Below are 21,445 nucleotides of genomic sequence, written 5' to 3' on the forward strand. Positions count from 1 at the left end.
AAAAACTAAATAAAGGAGGTATACATATATGAAGAAAAATATAGAAAAAACAATAGAAGAAATAGTTTTGCCAATAGTTGATAAAAATAACTTTGAATTAGTAGACGTAGAATATATTAAAGAAGCTGGACACTATTATTTAAGAGTCTATATAGATAAAGAAGGCGGAATTGGATTAAATGACTGTAAAATGGTAAGTGAAGAATTGAGTGAAACATTAGATAAAGTAGACCCAATAAAAGAAAACTATTTTTTAGAAGTATCATCACCAGGAATTGATAGACCATTAAAAAAAGATAAAGACTTTGAACGATATAAAGGAAGAGATGTTGAATTAAAGCTTTATAAAGCTTTAGACGGACAAAAGCAGTTTGAAGGAGAGCTTGTAGGATTATTTGAAGATATAATAAAAATTAAAACAGATAAAGATGAGATATTAGAGTTTAATAAAAAAGAAGTATCTATAATTAGATTATCTGTAAAAATTTAATAAGGAGGAGAAATGATGAATTTAGAATTCATAGATGCTTTAGAACAATTAGAAAAGGAAAAAGGTGTTTCTAAAGACATATTAATAGATACTATTGAAGCGGCACTTGTTTCAGCATACAAAAGAAATTTTGGTTCGTGTCAAAATGTTAGAACAGAAATAGATAGAGAAAATGGGGAAGTTAAAGTTTATTCTCAAAAAAGAGTAGTAGAAAATGATGATGTATATGACGATTTTTTAGAAATAGCTATAGATGAAGCTAGAGAGATTAATAAAAATTATGAATTAGAAGATATGGTTGAATTTGAAGTTACACCTAAAAACTTTGGAAGAATTGCAGCTCAAACAGCTAAACAAGTTGTAGTTCAAAGAATAAGAGAAGCAGAAAGAGATGTTATATATTCAGAATTTATAAATAGAGAAACTGAAATAGTTACAGGAATAGTAGCTAGAGTAAGCAAAGGTATAGTATATATTTCTCTTGGAAAAATAGAGGGTGTATTAAATCAAACTGAACAAATACCAGGTGAAACATATGAAGTGGGTCAAAGAATAAAATCATATATACTAGAAGTTAAAAAGACTACAAAAGGGCCTCAAATACTTTTATCTAGAAGTCATCCAGGACTTATTAAAAGATTATTTGAATTAGAAGTACCTGAAATATATGATGGAGTTGTTCAAATAAAATCTATATCAAGAGAAGCTGGTTCTAGAACTAAAATGGCAGTACATTCTATAGACGAAAATGTAGATTCAATAGGAGCTTGTGTTGGAGCTAAGGGATCTAGAGTGAAAAATATAGTAGATGAGTTAAAAGAAGAAAAAATAGATATAATAAAATATAGTGAAAATCCTGCTGAATTTATATCTAGTGCACTAAGTCCATCAAAAGTAATTTCTGTTGACTTAGTGGAAGAAGAGAAAAGTGCAAAGGTAATAGTTCCAGATTATCAATTATCATTGGCTATAGGTAAAGAAGGTCAAAATGCTAGACTTGCAGCAAAACTTACTAACTGGAAAATAGATATAAAAAGTGAGAGTCAAGCTAATAATTAATAAAAAAGGAGGCGATATTCTTGAGTCAAAAGAAAATACCTCAACGCAAATGTATAACTTGTCAGGATAGAAACTCTAAAAAAACTTTGATAAGAATAGTAAAAAACAAAGATGGAGAAATATTTGTAGACAATACAGGTAAAGCTAATGGTAGAGGAGCTTATATTTGTGCTACTAAGGAATGCTTAGAAAAGGCTATAAAAACTAGGGCACTAAATAGAGCGTTTAAATTAGAAATTTCAGAAAAGGTCTACAAGGACTTGTCGGAGGAAATAGAGAAATATGAAAAATAAAATTCTTTCGCTATTAGGTATTATTTTAAGAAGTGGTAACTTGGTTTCTGGAGATGATACTACATTATCTGATCTTAAAAAAGGAAAAATAAAATTAATTATAATAGCAAATGATGCATCGGAAAATACAAAAAAACTTTTTAGAGATAAATCTGAATATAGAGATGTACCTTATATAATAGATTTTACGAAAGAAGAATTAGGAAAAAGTATAGGAAAAAGTAGTAGAGCAGTAATAGGTATAAAAAGTGAACAATTTGCAAAAAAAATAAAAGAAATTAGTAGGGGGTGAAGCTTTTGTCAGAGACAAGAGTTTATCAATTAGCACAAGAATTAGGAATGTCAAATGAAGAAATTATAGAAAAAATGGATTCGTTAGAAATACTTGTAGAAAATAATATGAGTGTTTTAAGTGAGGAAGAAATAAATCAAATAAAAGAACTTTCAAATGAAGAAGAAGGAAATGGTGACAATAATCTAACTGAAATCAAAATAGCTGATAAAATAACAGTTCAAAACTTATCACAATTAATAGATAAAAGTGCTACGCAAGTTATAACTAAGCTTATAAAATTAGGAGTAATGGCAAGCATGAATCAAGAAATAGATTTTGATTTAGCTGCATGTGTGGCTATGGATTACGGATTTAAAGGTATAAGATATGAAGAAGATGAAATAGATGATGAAATAGAAATAGAGGAAGATAGACCGGAAGATTTAAAACCAAGACCAGCTATTGTAACTGTTATGGGACATGTTGACCACGGTAAAACATCATTACTTGATGCTATTAGAAATAGTAAGGTAACAGATAAAGAGGCTGGTGGAATAACTCAACATATAGGTGCGTATGAAGTAGAAGTTGACAAAAAGAAAATAGTATTTTTAGATACTCCTGGACATGAAGCGTTTACATCTATGAGAGCAAGAGGAGCTCAAGTAACAGATATAGCTATACTTGTAGTTGCAGCAGACGATGGTATAATGCCTCAAACGGTAGAAGCCATAAACCATGCAAAAGCAGCACAAGTACCTATAATAATAGCTATAAACAAAATAGATAAAGTTGGAGCAAATCCAGATAGAGTAAAACAAGAATTAACAGAGCATGGACTTTTAGTTGAAGATTGGGGAGGAGATATAATATCTGTTCCGGTTTCAGCTCTTAAAAATGAAAATATAGATACATTACTAGAAATGATTTTATTAGTTGCTGAAATGGAAGAATTAAAAGCTAATCCAAATAGAAAAGCAGTAGGAACTGTTGTAGAGGCACAACTTGATAAAGGAAGAGGTCCAGTAGCTACTGTACTTGTTCAAAATGGAACATTAAAAGTTGGGGATGCACTTGTTGTTGGTTGTGCCCACGGTAAAATCAGAGCTATGGTAAATGACTTAGGTAAAAGAGTAAAGCAAGCAGCACCGTCTATACCAGTTGAAATACTTGGACTTTCTGAGGTTCCTCAAGCAGGAGATCAGTTTGTAGTAGTTAAAAATGATAAGATGGCTAGAAGTATAGCTGATAAAAGAAAAGATAAAATTAGAGCAAGACAAATGAAATCTAGTCAAAAGGTATCATTAGATGATTTATTTAAACAAATGGAACAAGGTGATGTAAAAGAGCTTAATATAATAATAAAGGCAGATGTTCAAGGTTCAGTTCAAGCTGTAAAACAGTCTTTAGAAAAATTAAGTAACGAAGAAGTAACTGTAAGAGCTATTCATGGAGCTGTTGGAGCTATAACTGAGTCTGATGTAATGCTTGCTAGTGCTTCTAATGCTATAATAATAGGATTTAATGTAAGACCAGTTGGAGCAGCATCAGATGTAGCTGAAAAAGAAAAAGTTGATATGAGAACATATAGAGTAATATATAAGGCTATAGAAGATATACAATCTGCAATGAAAGGTATGCTTGATCCTGAATTTGTAGAACAAGACTTAGGAAAAGCAGAGATTAGAGCTACATTTAAAGTATCTGGAGTTGGAACTATAGCTGGTGCATATGTAACTCAAGGAAAGTTAGCAAGAAATGCTCAAGTAAGACTAGTAAGAGATGGAATAGTTATACATGAAGGTGAGCTTAGCTCTTTAAAGAGATTTAAAGATGATGCTAAAGAAGTAGCTAAAGGCTATGAATGTGGATTTGCATTAAATAACTTTAATGATCTAAAAGAAGGCGATGTAATAGAAGCTTTTATAATGAAAGAAAAAGAAAATAGATAGAAGGGTTGTAGATACTATGGCATCATATTCTAGAACAAGAAGAATAGGAGAAGAAATAAAAAAGGTTGTAAGTAGATTGCTTTTAGAAGGTCTAAAAGATCCTAGAATATCTTCTCTAGTAAGTGTTACGGATGTTAATGTTACTTCTGACTTAAAGTATGCTTATATATACATCAGTGTACTTACAGGAGATAAAGATGGAACCCTAAAAGGATTAAAAAGTGCCAGTGGATTTGTTAGAAAAGAAATAGGAAAACAAGTTAAATTAAGATATACTCCTGAAATAATATTTAGACTTGATGACTCTATTGAAAAAGGAGTTTACATGTCTAATTTAATTAAAAACGTCAATTCAAAAAAAGAAGATGATGTAAATGAATAAAATAATAAATACTATAATGGGAAGTAATAATTTTATTATTACTTCCCATTATAGTCCAGATGGAGACAATTTAGGATCATCAATAGGACTATACTATGCGCTTAAAAGTATGAAGAAAGAAGCTTTGTTTGTATTAGATGATAATCTTCCTGCTAATTTAGATTTTTTATATAAAGATATTAAAATATATAAATCTGAAGAAATAAATACTGAAGACTATGTACTTATATCACTTGATTGTGGGGATAAAGATAGACTTTGTTGTAGCGATACTATAAAAAGTGAAGCAAGTTTAACTATAAATATAGATCACCATACAAGCAATGACTTATATGCGGACTTAAACTATGTAGACGATAAAGCATCATCTACATGTGAAGTTGTATATGAAATGCTTATGAAAATAGATAAAAATATTATAGATAAAAAAATAGCTAATTGTCTTTACACTGGTCTTATAACTGATACAGGTAATTTTATGTATTCAAATACTAATCCTAGTAGTTTTGAAATGGCTTGTGAACTATTAAAAAAAGGAATAGACAAGCAAGATATAATACAAAGTATATATCAAAATAATCCTTTGAACTATGTCAAAATACTAGGAGAATCTTTAAATACATTAAACGTTGTAAAAGATAAAATAGCTACTATTGAATTGACTACTCAAATGTTTAAAAACAACAATATAACATTTAATGATGTAGATGGATTTGTAAACTATGCTAGAGATATAAATGGAGTAGAAGTTGGGATTTTATTTAAGCAAAAAAAATCTAATCAGATTAAAATAAGCTTAAGATCAAAATCATATGTCAATGTTAGTGAAATAGCAAAAGTATTTGGAGGAGGAGGCCATGTGAGGGCTTCTGGATGTACAATAAATGATTCTTTAGAGAATGCTAAAAAAACGCTTATAGAAGAAGTAATAAAGCATATTTAAGAGAGTGATAATATATGAATGGAATACTTAATATACTAAAACCAACAGGTATGACATCTCATGATGTTGTATCAAGAGTTAGAAGAATTGCAAATATGAAAAAAGTAGGACATACAGGTACATTAGATCCAAATGCAGCTGGAGTATTACCTATATGCCTTGGTAAGGCTACAAAAATAGCTGAACTCATATTGAATAAAGAAAAGACTTATATAGCAGAGTTAACACTTGGGATACAAACAGATACTTATGATTCTTTTGGTGAGATTATACAAAAGAAAGATCCAAGTCATATAAATGAAGAAGATATATATGCGGCATTTAAAAAATTTGAGGGAGAGATAACTCAAGTACCACCTATATATTCTGCTATAAAGGTTAATGGTAAGAGGTTGTACGAATTAGCGAGAAGTGGACAAACTGATGTTGAAATAAAATCAAGAAAAGTAATAGTAAAAGATATAAAAATAAAAAACATAGATAAAGAAAAAGTGTTATTTGAAGTTACAGTAACTAAGGGTACATACATTAGAAGTCTTTGTAAGGACATAGGAGACGAACTTGGAGTTGGTGCTTATATGTCGTTTTTGCTTAGAACAAAGTCTGGTAATTTTGACATTCAAGATACATATACACTAGAAGAAATAGAACAAGCATCTGAAGAATCAAAATTACAAGATTGCATAGTGGGAATAGACTATCCTCTTACAAACTATGAAAGAATAGATGTAAAGCAAAGTGCATACAAGGCATTTTCTAATGGAAATACTATATATCAAAAAGGTCTAATAATTAACCGAAAATATTATGATGAACAATTAGTAAAAGTATATATAGATGATAAATTTTGCGCAATTGGGAAAATAAAAATAGAAGATGATAATATATTGTTAAAAAGCCATAAATTATTTATTTAATTATTGGAGCTGAATATGATGAAAATAATTACAGATATAAAAAACATAAATATAAAACAGGATACGGTTGTAACTATCGGAAACTTTGATGGAGTTCATAAAGGCCATCAAAAAATAATAAAAGACACTATATCAATAGCTAAAAATAAAAAAATGAAAAGTGTACTTTTTACATTTTCAAATCATCCTGTTAATTTTTTTAGAAAAGACAAAATTAAAAATATAATTACCAAAGAAGAAAAATATGAAATTATAAATAAAATGGGAATAGATATAATCGTTTCTATCCCATTTAATGAATTTGTAATAAATTTAGATCCACAAGAGTACATACAAAAAATTCTTTTGGACAAATTAAATGCAAAACAAATAGTTATAGGACACGATTTTAGATTTGGTTTAAATAGAGGTGGAAACGCTGAGTTCTTACAAAATATTGGAAAAACATATGGTTTTGATGTGAACGTTATGAAACCTATTTGTTTGGAAAATATAAGGATAAGCAGTACTTATATAAGGAGTTTACTGAAAAATGGTGAAGTAGATAAGGTAAATCAATTTTTAGGAAGACAGTACAAATTAAAAGGAATTGTTGTACATGGCAAAAAAATAGGAGGAGATATACTAGGATTTCCAACTATTAATTTAAAGTATGACGAAAATATATTAATTCCTAAGACGGGTGTGTACCAAACAACAGTAAATATAGATGGAAAAATCTATGATGGTGCAACTAATATAGGATATAGTCCAACTGTCAAACAAAATGAATTCACCGTTGAAACATACATACTTAAATATAGTGGAGACTTATATGAAAAAGAAGCATCTATTAACTTCATAAGAAGAATTAGAGATGAAATTAAGTTTGATACAATACAAGAGCTAAAGAAACAGATGAATATGGATATAGAGAATATAATTTCCTATTCATTATAAAAATTCGCTTTATGCTAACGCATAGCTCATGTTGCCAACGAGTCCTACGGGCTCCGTTGCTCAAAAATGGTTGCGAATTTAATTCTTTAATCAATGTTATCGAAAGATTAAAAATCATATACTTTCTTTATAGATGAAAAATTAGTTTACTTATAAAGCTAGTTATGTTACAATGGTTAATGTTGAAACCGTTGCTCGGCATTTGATTCACCGACGAATGCTCAGCAATAGGTGTTAAAAAAATATGGAGGTGTTTTAATATGTTACAAGGAGCTAAAAAGCAAGAAATAATCGAAACTTACAAAACTCATGAGGGAGATACTGGTTCTCCAGAAGTTCAAATAGCATTATTAACTACTAGAATAAATGAGTTAAATGATCACTTAAAAATGCACAAGAAAGATCACCATTCAAGAAGAGGTCTTTTAAAGATGGTTGGAACTAGAAGACGTTTACTTAAGTACTTAAAAGGAAAAGATTTAGACAGATACAAGACTTTAATTGAAAAATTAGGATTAAGAAAATAATAAAGGGCAGGGTTTACCTGCTCTTTTTAAATACATAATAAATTATAAATTATTTCTAATAGGGAATAATAAATATATGGCGTATTTTAAATAAAATTGTTTACTAAAATTAAAATTTGTAGTATCTTTTACCTATGAGAGGAGGCAAATTATGTATAAAAATTTCGAAATGGATTTAGCAGGAAGAAAACTTTCTGTGGAAATAGGTAAAGTATGTGAAATGTCAAATGGAAGTTGTATGTTAAAATATGGGGATAGTGTTGTACTTGTGAATGCATGTGCATCTTCTGAGCCAAGAGGGGGAATTGATTTCTTCCCGCTTAGTGTCGATTATGAGGAGAAACTTTATTCAGTGGGTAAAATACCTGGAGGATTTATAAAAAGAGAAGGAAGACCATCAGAAAAGGCTATTTTAACGTCTAGACTAATAGATAGACCAATTAGACCTTTATTCCCAAAAGGATATAGAAATGATGTACAAGTTGTAGCAACAGTAATGTCTACAGATCCAGATTGTCCTACTGATATAGCAGCAATGATAGGTTCATCTGTAGCTCTTTCAATATCAGATATCCCATTTGATGGACCAACAGGATCTGTATGTGTAGGATTAATAGATGGAGAATTTATAGTTAACCCTACCGGAGAACAAAAGAAAGAAAGTCAGTTAAACTTAATAGTATCTGGAACTAAAGATGCTATCATGATGGTTGAAGCGGGTGCAAACGAATTAAGTGAAGACTTAATGCTAGATGCTATCATGTTTGCACATGAGCAGATAAAAAAAATAGTTGAATTCATTGAAAGCATAGTAGAAGAAATTGGAAAAGAAAAGCAAGAGGTTGTTTTATATAAGCCTGATGAGGATGTTGAAACAGCGGTTAGAGAATATGCTAGCGAAAGTATGAAACAAGCTATAAAAACAGTTGAAAAGCTTGAAAGAGCTGAAAAAATGGCTGAAGTTAAAGCTGATACTTTACTTCATTTTGAAGAGATATATCCAGAAAATATGAAAGATGTAGACGCTGTTTTACATAGTATCATAAAAGAATTAGTAAGAGATATGATTGTAAATGAGAAAATAAGACCTGATAATAGAAAATCAGATGAGATAAGACCTATATGGTCAGAAGTTGGAATTCTTCCAAGAACACATGGTTCTGGACTTTTTACAAGAGGACAAACACAGGTTTTAACTGTAGCTACTCTTGGATCTTTAGGTGATGTACAAATTATAGATGGACTTGAAGATGAAGAAGATAAAAGATATATGCATCATTATAACTTCCCTGCGTACAGTGTAGGAGAAACAAGACCATTAAGAGGTCCTGGAAGAAGAGAAATAGGACATGGAGCACTTGCATCAAGAGCTTTAGAGCCTATGATTCCAAGTAAAGAAGATTTCCCATATACAATAAGATTGGTATCAGAAGTATTAAGTTCTAACGGATCTACATCTCAAGCAAGTGTTTGTGGAAGTACATTGTCATTACTTGATGCAGGAGTTCCTATAAAGGATATGGTAGCAGGTATAGCAATGGGACTTATAAAAGAAAATGAAAATATAGCAATTTTATCTGATATACAAGGAATGGAAGATTTCTTAGGAGATATGGACTTTAAAGTGGCTGGAACTCCAAATGGTATAACAGCTATACAAATGGATATAAAAATAGATGGAATAGATAAAGAAATACTAAAAACTGCACTTGGACAAGCTAGAGACGGTAGACTTCATATACTGAATGAAATGAAGAAGACAATAGATACTCATAGAGAAGAAATGTCTGAATATGCTCCAAGAATAATAAAATTAAAAATACACCCTGATAAGGTTAGAGATGTTATAGGACCTGGTGGAAAAACTATAACAGCTATAATAGAAGAGACTGGTGTTAAAATAGATATAGAGAAAGACGGAGAAGTATTCATAATGTCTCCAGACAAAGAATTAGGACAAAAAGCAAAAGATATGATATTAACTATCGTTAAAGAAGTTGAAGAAGGGGAAATATATGAAGGAAAAGTAACTAGAATAATGAATTTTGGTGCTTTTGTAGAAGTATTACCTAAAAAAGAAGGATTAATTCATATATCTAATATAGCTCACGAAAGAGTAGAAAAAGTTGAAGATGTTCTAAAAATAGGAGATATGGTAAAAGTTAAAGTTACTGAAATAGATAAACAAGGAAGAATAAATCTTTCAAGAAAAGCATTGATTGAAAAAGCAGAAAAGACAGAAAAAGTAGAAAAAACAGAAACTGAAAAAAAAATGTAGTATCAAAATAAGCGCTTTATAAAGTGCTTATTTTTTTTATTTAAAGAAATTATATAAATTTTAATATATGAATAAAATTGATGAAATAACTACAGTTGCAACTATTTTTGAGCAACGGAGCCCTTAGGGATCGTTGGCGACATGAGTCAGTGCGGAGCAACTAGACGAATTTTTTTTGCATAAATTCATAAGTCAAATAATAGATATATATTGGACGAGGTATTATAGGCTAATACCCTCAAGATAAAAAAGGAGATGAATTTATGATAGTTATAATTAAAAAGAAAAAAGTAATTAGAATGGCTTTATTTATATTAGCTATTGGGATGATGAGCCTCATAACTAATTATAGTGTTAGTTGTTTTAATAATAAGCAAGAGCCTTTTTATAAAGGTAATAAAGAAAATTCAAACCATGTAGCTATAACATGCAATGTTGATTGGGGTAATGAATACATAGATACTATGTTAAAAACTCTTAAAGAAGAAAATGTTAAAATAACTTTTATGGTTACAGGTAGATGGGCAGATAAATATCCGGATATACTTATGAAAATAAAAGCGGATGGGCATGAAATTGGAAATCATGGATATAAACATATCGATTATAGCAAACTTGATTATAAAGCAAATTATGATGAAATAAAAAAGTCAAAAAAGATAATAGATAACATAATAAAAGAGGATACTAAATTTTTTGAACCTCCATCTGGGTCTTATAATGACGATACTGTAAAAGCTGCAGTTGATTTGAATTATATACCTATAAAATGGACATTAGATACTATTGATTGGAAGTACAAAGATAATCCTGATAAAATAGTTCAGAGAATAAAATCAAAAGATATGGAGGAGTCAGGTATTATATTGATGCATCCTACTAAAGCTACATCACAGGCTTTAAAATCTATAATAGAAACTATAAGAAATAATGGTTATGAAGTGGGATGTCTTAGTGATATATTTGATATGTAGTAAATCAACTTTTGAGCAACAGAACTTGAAAGATCGTTAGCGAGTAGACGAATTTTTTAATGTTGAATAAATATATAATGTAAACTATAATTAAATGTATAACTTTAAAGGTTGGGAGGCTGAAAAGTGTCTAAAAAATATACTCTAGATAATGGTTTAGTTATAGTAGGTGAAGAAATAGAGCATGTAAACTCTGTAAGTTGTGGAATTTGGATAGATGCTGGTAGTCGATATGAAGATGAATATACAAATGGGATGTCTCACTTTATAGAGCATATGTTATTCAAAGGTACTAAAAATAGAACGGCAAAAAAAATAGCTGAGGAAATAGATAACCTTGGTGGACACATAAATGCTTTTACTAGCAAAGAAACTACTTGTTATTATGTTAAAATGATTGATGAGCATATAGAATCTGGAATAGATATACTAGCAGATATGATATTGAATCCTTTGTTTTTAGATGAAGATATATCAAAAGAGAGAACAGTTATACTTGAAGAAATAAATATGTATGAGGATTCACCAGAAGATTTGGCTCATGATATGTTATTTGAAATGATTTATAAAAATCAAGGAATTGGAAGAAATATATTAGGAACAAGAAGTTCTTTACAGAAAATAAAAAGAGAAAATATGATGGAGTTTTTTTATAAATACTATGTTCCTAATAATTGTGTAATATCTATATGTGGTAATTTTGATTTTGATAATATAGTCAAACTCATAGAAGAAAAATTTAAAGGATGGAATAATAAAAAAGATAAAAACATAGATATTAATAATTGCAATTTTAATTTAGGAGTTATAACTAGAAATAAAGATATAGAGCAAATGAATTTATGTATGGGACTTGAAGGGATAGGTCTTGAAAGTGAGCATATATACGCTCTATCAATTGCAAATAATATATTCGGATCTAGTATGAGTTCTAGGCTATTTCAAAATATAAGAGAAGAACAAGGTACGGTTTATTCTATTTACTCATATTTGACTCTAAACAAGGGTTTGGGTACATTCAATATATCTTCCAGTATGAGTGAAAAGAATATATACAAAGTATACAATTCTATTATTAATGAAATAAAATTAATTAAAGAAAATAGTCTTACAAAAGAAGAAATAAAAAGATCAAAGGAACAATTAAAGGGTAATTATATATTGGGTCTTGAAAGTACCAGCAGCAGAATGATGTCTATGGGTAAGTCACAGATTTTATTAAATAAAGTAAATAATCCAAAAGACATACTAAATAAAATTAACAATGTAACAGATGATGAAATAGATTATATAATAAAAAGTATTTTTGACAAAGATAAAATAGCCATTTCTGTAGTTGGTAAAAACAGTGAGAATTTAAGTTTTTAGGGGGGAGTAGTATGAAATTGTCTTCTATTGCTGGCAAGGAGATTGTTAATTTGACAACAGGGGAAAGGCTGGGAATTATAGCTGAATCAGACTTGGTAGTTGATGAAGGAACAGGCAGAATCATGGCTTTGGTTATACCAAGAGATAGAAGTTTCTTTTCATTTAGAAGAGATAAATCAACATTAGAGGTGCCATGGAAAAATGTAAAAAAAATAGGTAATGATATGATTATCATTGAATATGAAGGCAATATATAGCGTTGGAGGGCAAGACTATGAATATATTAGTTCAGAAATTTGGGGGAACATCAGTAGAATCATATGAAAAAATGAACAAGATATGTGAAATAATAAAAAAATACAAAGATGAAAACTATGATCTAGTAATTGTAGTATCTGCAATGGGAAGAAAAGGAGCTCCATATGCAACAGATACTCTTATACAACTGTGTAAGCAAGTAAACGAAGATGTATCAAAGAGAGAACTCGATCTTATAATGTCTTGTGGAGAGATAATATCTGGTACTTTGCTTGTTAATATACTAAAGAGTAAAAAAATCAACTCTATATTGTTGACGGGTGCTCAAGCTGGAATTATCACTAATGCAAAATACGGAGACTCATCAGTTATTGATGTTAATCCATGTAGAATAAAAGAGGAACTACAAAAAAATAAGGTAGTAGTAGTAACTGGATTCCAAGGAATTACAGAAAATGGAGAAGTCACAACTCTTGGAAGAGGAGGAAGTGATACATCTGCTGTAATTGTTGGTGCTGGACTAGATGCAAAAATTGTTGAGATTTATACAGATGTTGATGGAATAATGACTGCGGATCCTAGAATAGAACCAAATGCCAAAGTTATAGATCATATAAACTACGAGGAAGTATTCCAAATGGCTGAAAAAGGAGCTAAGGTTATTCATCCAAGAGCAGTTGAGATAGCTAAAAATAATAATATTGTTTTAAAAATTAAGAACACTTTGAATCCAGGAGATGGAACTAGCATAGGTTCATATTTATCAAGAGAAATAGATGGATATATGAGTATGAACAAAGATTTAATGACTGGTATAGCAAATGCAGATGGTATAGTACAAGTTAAAATTACGGACTGTAAAGAAGCTACATTTACAGATATATTAAGTGATATGGAAAAAAATGAAATAAGTATGGATATGATCAATTTCTTTGTGAAAGAAAAAGCATTTACAATTGATGAAGAAAAGTTAAAGTGTCTTGAGAAATTACTTGATAAATATGATATAACTTATGAAATAGTTAAAAACTGTTCAAAGGTAACTTTGATAGGCAGTAGAATAAATGGTATACCAGGAGTAATGGTTAGAATAGTTAGGGTATTATCTGAAGAAAAAATAGAAATACTTCAAACATCAGATTCACGTATGACTATATCTTGTGTAATAAAACAAGAAGATCTTAGAAAAGCAGTTAATGCTCTTCATAAAGAATTCAATCTATCCAAAATATAAGAATTTAAAAAAATATGTATAATTCAAATTTATTTTAAGTTGCTATTTAAATAGCAACTTATTTTTTTGCTTAAATTCCTATATATTGGGCAAAATAAGATGAACGTTAATTATGTATTAATGCAATTACAATAATAGGAGGATATTATGGAAAATAAAAAAAATAAAGATGAGTCTAAGAACAAGGAAATGGTAGAGGATATAAAACAATTAGGGACTCCTAATTTAGGACTTGATAATAAAGAAATACAGTGTATAACTATAATTGGTGAAATAGAGGGTCATATGATGTCTGCTCCTCAGAAAAAAACAACTAAATATGAGCATATAATTCCTCAGCTATACGCAATTGAAGAAAATCCTAATATAAAAGGAGTACTTATAATATTAAATACTGTAGGAGGAGATGTAGAGGCAGGACTTGCTATATCGGAACTTATAAATAGCTTATCTAAACATACAGTGACACTTGTACTAGGAGGAAGTCATAGTATTGGAGTTCCTCTTGCAACATCAGGAGACTATTCTTTTATAGCTCCAACTGCAACTATGACAATTCATCCAATAAGAATGAATGGACTTGTAATAGGAGTGAGCGAGACTTTTGAATATTTTAGAAAAATGCAACAAAGAATTACAGATTTTATAACTAGAACATCAGGTATAGGCAAAGAAAATCTAAATAAATTAATGAATTCAAGAGATGAACTTGTAAATGATGTAGGAAGTGTATTAATTGGAAAAGAAGCGGTAGAATATGATTTGATAAATGAAGTAGGCGGGTTAAAAGACGCAATAGAACATCTAAAAAAATTGATTTCGGATGAAAAAACAGATGAAAAAACAGATGAAAATTCGCAGGAAAATAAATAATATGTTATAATTATGAGATGGAAGTGTTAGTGTGAAAGGCATTAACACTTTTATTAATGTAATAATATGCATAATTTATCCGAAAGCTAAAAATTCAGGTGTGATAAAACTCCATCTGAATTAAGTTTTTGCTTTATGTACATAATCTACGTATGATATATTTTGATGGGGTGATGCTTATGGGAAAAAGAAAAAAAAGACAAACTAAAAACAAGCTAGATAATAAGTTTATGCAAGAACTCAGAGACCTTAGCTTGATATTTTTAGGATTATTCTTTTTATATAGCTTAAAGACTAACTCAATGGGAAATGTAGGGTATTTTATCAAGGTAATGTTTTTAGGGTTTTTCTCTAAATTATCTATAATAGTACCATATATTATAATTTTAATAGGAGTAATGGATTTAATAAATAGCAACAAAATTAAAAATATAAAGAGTTATAAATTGTATTATCCTCTAATATTTATAATGGTTTTAATTTATGGACTTATGAAGAAGGATTTTATACCAGTAGATAGTCCGTTTATACCTGAAAATTTAAGAATAATATTTCAAATATCTATAGAGGGAAATGGAAGTGGGATATTTAGTACTATAATAGCATATTATTTTATTAAACTATTTGGAGTTAAAGGCTCTTATATAGTTGGTATTTTTGCTTTAATTGTTATTACTTTATTTGGGTTTAACATATCAATACAAGATGCTCTAAAAAGAGTAAACAATTTATTAGTAGACAGCTTCGTTTCTTTTAAAAATTTTGTTATTAGTTTTGTAACCGTTGAAAGAAAACAAAATAATAAAATTAAAAAGAAGATTAAAATTAACAATGAAAAAGATTCTTACGAAGAAAGTTCAAAAGAAAAGCCTATAAAAATAATAAACTTTGATCGAGAATCTAAAACTGAAAATAAAGTAGATAATATGGATAATAAAGTATATGATAAAGTAGACGTAGAAGATAATAATATCAAACAGTCTAGTTTAAAAAATATAGATGATAAACAAGATGATGATAAAGAAATAAAAATAGTAACTAGCGATAATGTAGAAAATTTTTCTGATTATGAAATTCCTAGTTTAGATTTATTAAAGGAATCTACTAGTAATACTGATTTAAAAGATAAAAAGCAAATACTAAAAAATGCTAAAGTATTAGAACAAACACTAAAGGATTTTGGTGTAGAGGCTCAGATAAATCAAGTTACAAAAGGACCAACTATAACTAGATATGAAATTCAGCCAAAAGCTGGAGTTAAAGTTAGTAAAATTGTAGGACTAGTTGATGATATTGCTTTAAGCTTAGCTGCAAAGAGCATAAGAATAGAGGCACCTATACCAGGAAAAGCTGCTGTTGGGATAGAGGTTCCAAATGAACAAGTACAAATTGTAACATTAAGAGAGGTTATAGAAGCTAAAGAGTTTACAAATAATGAATCGAAATTATCGTTTTCATTAGGTAAGGATATATCAGGAATGCCTATAATTACTGATATATCAAAAATGCCACATTTACTTATAGCAGGTGCGACAGGATCTGGTAAAAGTGTTTGTGTTAATACACTTATAAATAGTATACTGTATAAAGCAAAGCCCGATGAGGTTAAGTTTTTAATGATAGATCCAAAGGTTGTGGAACTTACAAATTATAATGGTATACCACATTTACTTATACCAGTTGTTACAGACCCTAAAAAAGCAGCATCTGCGCTTAACTGGGCAGTAAGTGAGATGAATAGAAGATATAAATTGTTTGCAGAGAATTCAGTAAGAGATATAACTGGATATAATAATAAAATGGAAGAAAAATTGCCTAAGGTAGTAATAATAATAGATGAGCTTGCAGATCTAATGATGGTAAGTCCTAATGATGTTGAAGATGCTATATGTAGGTTAGCACAGATGGCAAGAGCAGCTGGAATGCACCTTATAGTAGCAACACAAAGACCTTCTGTAGATGTAATAACGGGAGTTATTAAAGCGAATATACCTTCAAGGATTGCATTTGCTGTATCGTCTCAGGCAGATTCAAGAACAATACTAGATATGGGAGGAGCAGAAAAACTCTTAGGAAAAGGAGATATGTTATTTTATCCAGTTGGAGCTACTAAGCCTATGAGACTTCAAGGTGCTTTTATATCTGATGATGAAGTGGAAGAAGTTGTTAGTTTTGTAAAAAATCAAGTAGGAGAGGTGAAATACACAGAAGATATAATAGAAAATATAAATAAAGGAATAAACGTAGAATCATCTGATGTAGATGATTTACTAAGTGATGCTATAGAACTTGTAATAAATAGTAATCAAGCTTCTGCTTCAATGCTTCAAAGAAAATTTAGAATAGGATACAATAGAGCAGCAAGACTTATTGATCAAATGGAAGAAAGAGGATTAATAGGCCCAAGTGAAGGAAGTAAACCAAGAAAAGTTTTAGTAACTAAAGAAGAATTTGAAAGTACAGTGGGTGAATAATTTGAGTAATATTATAGAGATTGAGAATGCTTTAGGGTTGGAGAATAGTATATTTATAGATGTAAGATCGGAGTCAGAATATGAAGAGGATAGAATTTTAAACTCTGTTAATATACCTATTTTAAATAATGAACAAAGAAAAATAGTTGGAACGTTATATAAGCAAGAAGGAAAAGAAAAAGCAATAGAAAAAGGGTTAGAATTAATAGCTGATAAATTGAAGGATATTTACATAAAATTGAAGAAATTATCAAGTGAGTATGATAATCTGATCGTATATTGTGCAAGAGGAGGAATGAGAAGTTCTCTTTTGGTCAACTTTTATTCTGGCTTGGGAATTAATATGCATAAGCTAGATGGGGGATATAAAAAATATAGAAATTATGTCATAGATTTTTTAGAACACGCTGATGAAGATTATGAATTTATAGTACTTCATGGTTTAACAGGAGTGGGAAAAACAGATGCCCTTAAATATTTAACTAGTAAAAATATAAGTAGTTTGGATTTAGAAGGGCTTGCTCAAAATTGTGGTTCTGTATTTGGATATCTGGGATTTGAAAAAGAACCACCTAGTCAAAAAATGTTTGAAACACTGTTGTTTGATTACATAATAAATTCGAATTCTAAGTACATATTTACAGAGAGTGAAAGTAGAAGAATTGGATATGTGATGTTGCCAGAAAATATATACAATATGACTATAGAAAAGGGATATCATATACTTATTGAAGATACTACAAAAAATAGAATACAAAGATTAGTAAATCAATATGTTAATCTAAGTTCTAAAGATGATGAAAAAATTTCAGAATCAATAGAAAAGCTTAGAAAAAGACTTGGAAATAAAAAAACAGACTATTTAAATGAAAATCTTCATTTAAAACAATATGATAAGATAGCAGAAGAACTTATAATAAATTATTATGATCCTTTATATAAATATTCGATTGATAAATTTGAATATGATAATATTATAAGTGTTGATGAATTTGAAAAAGCCATGGACAATTTGATAAATATACATAGACAGTTACATGAAGGGAGCTTAAATAAATGGGTTTTAAAATAGCACTAGAATCATTAGGATGTTCTAAAAATTTAGTAGATGCAGAGGTAATGTTAGGAATACTTAAAAATAATGGTCATAGACTTACAAGTGATTTTGAACAAGCTGAGGTAATAATAGTAAACACTTGTGGATTTATAGAGTCAGCAAAGGAAGAGTCTATAAATACAATATTAGAACTTGCAGAGTATAAAAAAACAGGAAATTTAAAAATACTTATAATGTCTGGTTGTCTTGCTCAAAGATATAGTGAAGACATACAAAATGAAATAGAAGAAGTAGATGCTATAGTTGGAACTGCAAGTTATTCTAAAATAGCTGAAATAATAAAGAGATTATCTGAAGAAAAAAATATAATTGAACTTGATGAACTTGATTTTGTATATGATGAAACACTGCCAAGATATACTACAACTCCTTCTTATATGGCTTATTTGAAAATAGCTGAAGGGTGTGACAATAACTGTACTTACTGTATAATACCTAAATTAAGAGGAAAATATAGAAGTAGAGAATTAGAAAACATAATAAAAGAGGCAAAAGAACTTGCAAAAAATGGAGTAAAAGAGTTAGTAGTAATAGCTCAGGATACAACAAGATATGGAATTGATATATACAAAGAGCAAAAACTTGCGTACTTACTTCAGGAACTTGCAAAAATTGAAGGACTTAAATGGATAAGAGTTATGTATTCGTATCCAGAAGAATTAAGTGAGGAAACAATAAAGGTTATAAAAGAAAATGAAAAAATATGTGCTTATTTCGATATACCAATACAACACTGCAATAATAGAATACTGAAGCTTATGAATAGAAGAACTACTAAAGAAGAAATAAAAAGCAAGATAGATATGATAAGAAAAGAAATACCAAAAGCTTGCATTAGAACATCTATAATAGTAGGATTTCCATCAGAAACAAAAGAAGAATTTGAAGAACTAAAAGAATTTGTAGAAGAAGTTAAATTCGATAGACTGGGAGTATTTGCTTATTCTCAAGAAGAAGGTACTGCTGCTGCAAGATTAGAAAACCAAATAGATGAAGAAATAAAAAATACTAGAAGAGATGAATTAATGCTTATCCAGCAAGAAGTATCTTTTAATAATAATCAATCTAAGATAGGTGATGTATACGAAGTTTTAATAGAAGAAAAATTAGAAGACAATGTATATATAGGAAGAACATATCAAGATGCTTGTGAAATAGATGGAGTTGTATATGTAAATACAGATAAAAAATTAGATATAGGGCAATTTGTAAATGTAAAAATAAATGATGCTCTAGAATATGATTTAATGGGAGTGATGTTGGATGAATCTAGCAAATAAGCTGACTATACTTAGAATATTATTAGTACCTATATTTGTAGTAGTAATACTCTCTGGTATTAAAAATTCACTATTGATTTCAGCATTAATATTTGCAATAGCATCAATAACAGACTTTTTAGATGGATATATAGCAAGAAAATATAATTTAGTAACTAATTTTGGAAAGTTTATGGATCCTTTAGCAGATAAACTATTAGTTGCCGCAGCTTTTATAACTATGGTAGACTTAAACCTAGTATCATCGTGGGCTGTAATAGTAATAATATCAAGAGAATTTGCTGTTAGTATATTAAGAGCAATAGCAGCATCATCTGGAATCGTTATAGCTGCTAGTAAATGGGGAAAAGCAAAAACTGTATCTCAAATATTAGCTATAATGATGATTTTATTGAATATACCATTTTCAAACATAGTTATGGGAATTGCTGTATTGCTTACTATATATTCAGGATATGACTATATAAATTTAAACAAAAGCATATTTAAGAATATGGATTAATAATGAATAAGACTTTAGAATCTATGTTAGATTTTAAGGTCTTATTTTGGTTTGAGGGAAATTGTAGTTTAAATAATATGAATAATATAATACATAATTGACTATAAAGAAAATATAATATATAATTCTATATAGAACGTCTGTTCTTTATATGAAAGGTGGGTTAACTATGAATGATAATAAGAAAAAAGCATTAGATATGGCTCTTTCTCAAATAGAAAAAGAATTTGGTAAAGGATCTATAATGATACTTGGTGAAAATACAAAGATGAATATAGAGGCTATATCAACAGGATCTATAGGTCTGGATATAGCTATTGGAATAGGAGGACTTCCTAAGGGAAGAGTAGTAGAAATATATGGACCAGAATCATCTGGTAAGACAACTGTAGCACTTCATACTATAGCAGAAGCACAAAGAGCAGGAGGAATAGCTGCATTTGTTGATGCAGAGCATGCTATTGATCCTGTATATGCAAGAGCATTAGGAGTAGATATAGATAATTTGATAGTATCTCAACCTGACACAGGAGAGCAGGCATTAGAGATAACAGAAGCATTAATAAGAAGTGGAGCTGTAGATATTATAGTAATAGACTCTGTTGCAGCACTTGTTCCAAAAGCAGAAATAGAAGGAGAAATGGGAGATTCACACGTAGGTCTTCAAGCAAGACTTATGTCACAGGCACTTAGAAAACTAACTGGAGCTATTAAAAAGTCAAATACAGTTACAATATTTATAAATCAGCTTCGTGAAAAAGTAGGTATAATGTTTGGTAATCCAGAAACTACAAGTGGAGGTAGAGCGTTGAAGTTCTATTCATCAGTAAGACTTGATGTTAGAAAATGCGACACTATAAAACAAGGAGACAATATACTTGGAAGTAGAACTAGAGTTAAAGTAGTTAAAAACAAAGTAGCACCTCCATTTAAAAAATGTGAATTCGATATAATGTATGGACAAGGTATATCAAAAATCGGAGATATATTAGATGTTGCTGTAGATGTTGATATAGTTAAAAAATCAGGTTCTTGGTATAATTATAATGATGTAAAATTAGGACAAGGAAGAGAAAATGTTAAGAAGTTCTTAGCTGAAAATAAAGAATTAGTAGAAGAAATAGATAATAAAGTAAGAGTTCATTATGGGCTAATAAAAGGTGAGGAAACAGACGCAGCTACTGAATAAGCGGTGTAAACCTTGACACTTTAATCAAAAAATTATACAATTAAGAAGTAAGAGACTCTTAAATATATAGAGACCTATGTCTCTATATATTTTTGATTAAGTGCATTTTTAAAATTAGAAAA

21 protein-coding genes are annotated in these 21,445 nt (G+C 29.3%); all 21 read left to right on the plus strand.

Features of this window, described 5'->3' with window-relative positions; translation table 11 throughout:
• Nucleotides 1-28 precede the first annotated feature (28 nt).
• The 21 genes from rimP to recA all read left to right on the plus strand — a co-directional run bounded on the left by rimP (nt 29) and on the right by recA (nt 21,323).
• The gene (rimP, locus tag P4S50_RS06475) at nt 29-490 is read left to right on the plus strand and encodes a ribosome maturation factor RimP (protein ID WP_277733859.1); all 462 of its coding nucleotides are present in this window, start codon (nt 29-31) and stop codon (nt 488-490) included.
• Nucleotides 491-505: 15 nt separating this feature from the next.
• The gene (nusA, locus tag P4S50_RS06480) at nt 506-1,549 is read left to right on the plus strand and encodes a transcription termination factor NusA (protein ID WP_277733860.1); all 1,044 of its coding nucleotides are present in this window, start codon (nt 506-508) and stop codon (nt 1,547-1,549) included.
• A gap of 20 nt (nt 1,550-1,569) precedes the next feature.
• Nucleotides 1,570-1,842 (plus strand): RNase P modulator RnpM, encoded by a 273-nt coding sequence (rnpM, locus tag P4S50_RS06485; protein ID WP_277733861.1) that lies wholly within the window; start codon nt 1,570-1,572, stop codon nt 1,840-1,842.
• The gene (locus P4S50_RS06490; RefSeq protein ID WP_277733862.1) at nt 1,832-2,134 is read left to right on the plus strand and encodes a L7Ae/L30e/S12e/Gadd45 family ribosomal protein; all 303 of its coding nucleotides are present in this window, start codon (nt 1,832-1,834) and stop codon (nt 2,132-2,134) included. Before rnpM ends, P4S50_RS06490 begins: the two co-directional genes overlap by 11 nt.
• A 5-nt stretch (nt 2,135-2,139) precedes the next feature.
• The gene (gene infB / locus P4S50_RS06495; protein WP_277733863.1) at nt 2,140-4,068 is read left to right on the plus strand and encodes a translation initiation factor IF-2; all 1,929 of its coding nucleotides are present in this window, start codon (nt 2,140-2,142) and stop codon (nt 4,066-4,068) included.
• Nucleotides 4,069-4,084: 16 nt separating this feature from the next.
• Complete coding sequence (gene rbfA, locus P4S50_RS06500; protein ID WP_277733864.1) at nt 4,085-4,450, plus strand: 30S ribosome-binding factor RbfA; 366 nt, start codon at nt 4,085-4,087, stop codon at nt 4,448-4,450.
• Entirely contained in the window at nt 4,443-5,393 is a 951-nt protein-coding gene (locus P4S50_RS06505; RefSeq protein ID WP_277733865.1) for a DHH family phosphoesterase, read from the plus strand. The genes rbfA and P4S50_RS06505 overlap by 8 nt, the downstream gene beginning before the upstream one ends.
• Before the next feature lie 14 nt (nt 5,394-5,407).
• Nucleotides 5,408-6,310 (plus strand): tRNA pseudouridine(55) synthase TruB, encoded by a 903-nt coding sequence (truB, locus tag P4S50_RS06510; protein WP_277733867.1) that lies wholly within the window; start codon nt 5,408-5,410, stop codon nt 6,308-6,310.
• Between the two features lie 15 nt (nt 6,311-6,325).
• Nucleotides 6,326-7,249, plus strand: coding sequence for a bifunctional riboflavin kinase/FAD synthetase (locus P4S50_RS06515; protein ID WP_277733869.1), 924 nt, complete (start codon nt 6,326-6,328; stop codon nt 7,247-7,249).
• Between the two features lie 260 nt (nt 7,250-7,509).
• Nucleotides 7,510-7,776, plus strand: a complete 267-nt coding sequence (gene rpsO / locus P4S50_RS06520) for a 30S ribosomal protein S15 (protein ID WP_277733871.1) — start codon at nt 7,510-7,512, stop codon at nt 7,774-7,776.
• A 151-nt stretch (nt 7,777-7,927) separates the two neighbouring features.
• Entirely contained in the window at nt 7,928-10,054 is a 2,127-nt protein-coding gene (pnp, locus tag P4S50_RS06525; RefSeq protein ID WP_277733873.1) for a polyribonucleotide nucleotidyltransferase, read from the plus strand.
• A 263-nt stretch (nt 10,055-10,317) separates the two neighbouring features.
• Complete coding sequence (locus tag P4S50_RS06530; protein WP_277733875.1) at nt 10,318-11,028, plus strand: polysaccharide deacetylase family protein; 711 nt, start codon at nt 10,318-10,320, stop codon at nt 11,026-11,028.
• Between the two features lie 126 nt (nt 11,029-11,154).
• The gene (locus P4S50_RS06535) at nt 11,155-12,396 is read left to right on the plus strand and encodes a M16 family metallopeptidase (RefSeq protein ID WP_277733876.1); all 1,242 of its coding nucleotides are present in this window, start codon (nt 11,155-11,157) and stop codon (nt 12,394-12,396) included.
• 11 nt (nt 12,397-12,407) lie between these two features.
• Nucleotides 12,408-12,653, plus strand: coding sequence for a YlmC/YmxH family sporulation protein (locus tag P4S50_RS06540; protein ID WP_277733877.1), 246 nt, complete (start codon nt 12,408-12,410; stop codon nt 12,651-12,653).
• Nucleotides 12,654-12,670: 17 nt separating this feature from the next.
• A complete protein-coding gene (gene dapG / locus P4S50_RS06545; protein WP_277733878.1) occupies nt 12,671-13,888 on the plus strand; it encodes an aspartate kinase in 1,218 nt (405 codons plus the stop codon).
• Between the two features lie 147 nt (nt 13,889-14,035).
• A complete protein-coding gene (locus tag P4S50_RS06550; protein ID WP_331489706.1) occupies nt 14,036-14,761 on the plus strand; it encodes a ClpP family protease in 726 nt (241 codons plus the stop codon).
• A 179-nt stretch (nt 14,762-14,940) separates the two neighbouring features.
• A complete protein-coding gene (locus tag P4S50_RS06555) occupies nt 14,941-17,235 on the plus strand; it encodes a DNA translocase FtsK (RefSeq protein ID WP_331489707.1) in 2,295 nt (764 codons plus the stop codon).
• Between the two features lies 1 nt (nt 17,236).
• Nucleotides 17,237-18,307, plus strand: coding sequence for a tRNA 2-selenouridine(34) synthase MnmH (gene mnmH / locus P4S50_RS06560; protein WP_277733882.1), 1,071 nt, complete (start codon nt 17,237-17,239; stop codon nt 18,305-18,307).
• On the plus strand, nt 18,292-19,632 hold the full coding sequence (gene rimO / locus P4S50_RS06565) for a 30S ribosomal protein S12 methylthiotransferase RimO (protein WP_277733883.1): 1,341 nt from the start codon (nt 18,292-18,294) through the stop codon (nt 19,630-19,632). The genes mnmH and rimO overlap by 16 nt, the downstream gene beginning before the upstream one ends.
• On the plus strand, nt 19,616-20,134 hold the full coding sequence (gene pgsA / locus P4S50_RS06570) for a CDP-diacylglycerol--glycerol-3-phosphate 3-phosphatidyltransferase (protein ID WP_277733884.1): 519 nt from the start codon (nt 19,616-19,618) through the stop codon (nt 20,132-20,134). The genes rimO and pgsA overlap by 17 nt, the downstream gene beginning before the upstream one ends.
• Nucleotides 20,135-20,303: 169 nt before the next feature.
• Entirely contained in the window at nt 20,304-21,323 is a 1,020-nt protein-coding gene (gene recA, locus P4S50_RS06575; protein WP_277733885.1) for a recombinase RecA, read from the plus strand.
• Nucleotides 21,324-21,445: the final 122 nt, after the last annotated feature.

Source organism: Tepidibacter hydrothermalis, assembly GCF_029542625.1.
Classification (GTDB): Bacteria; Bacillota; Clostridia; order Peptostreptococcales; family Peptostreptococcaceae; genus Tepidibacter_A; species Tepidibacter_A hydrothermalis.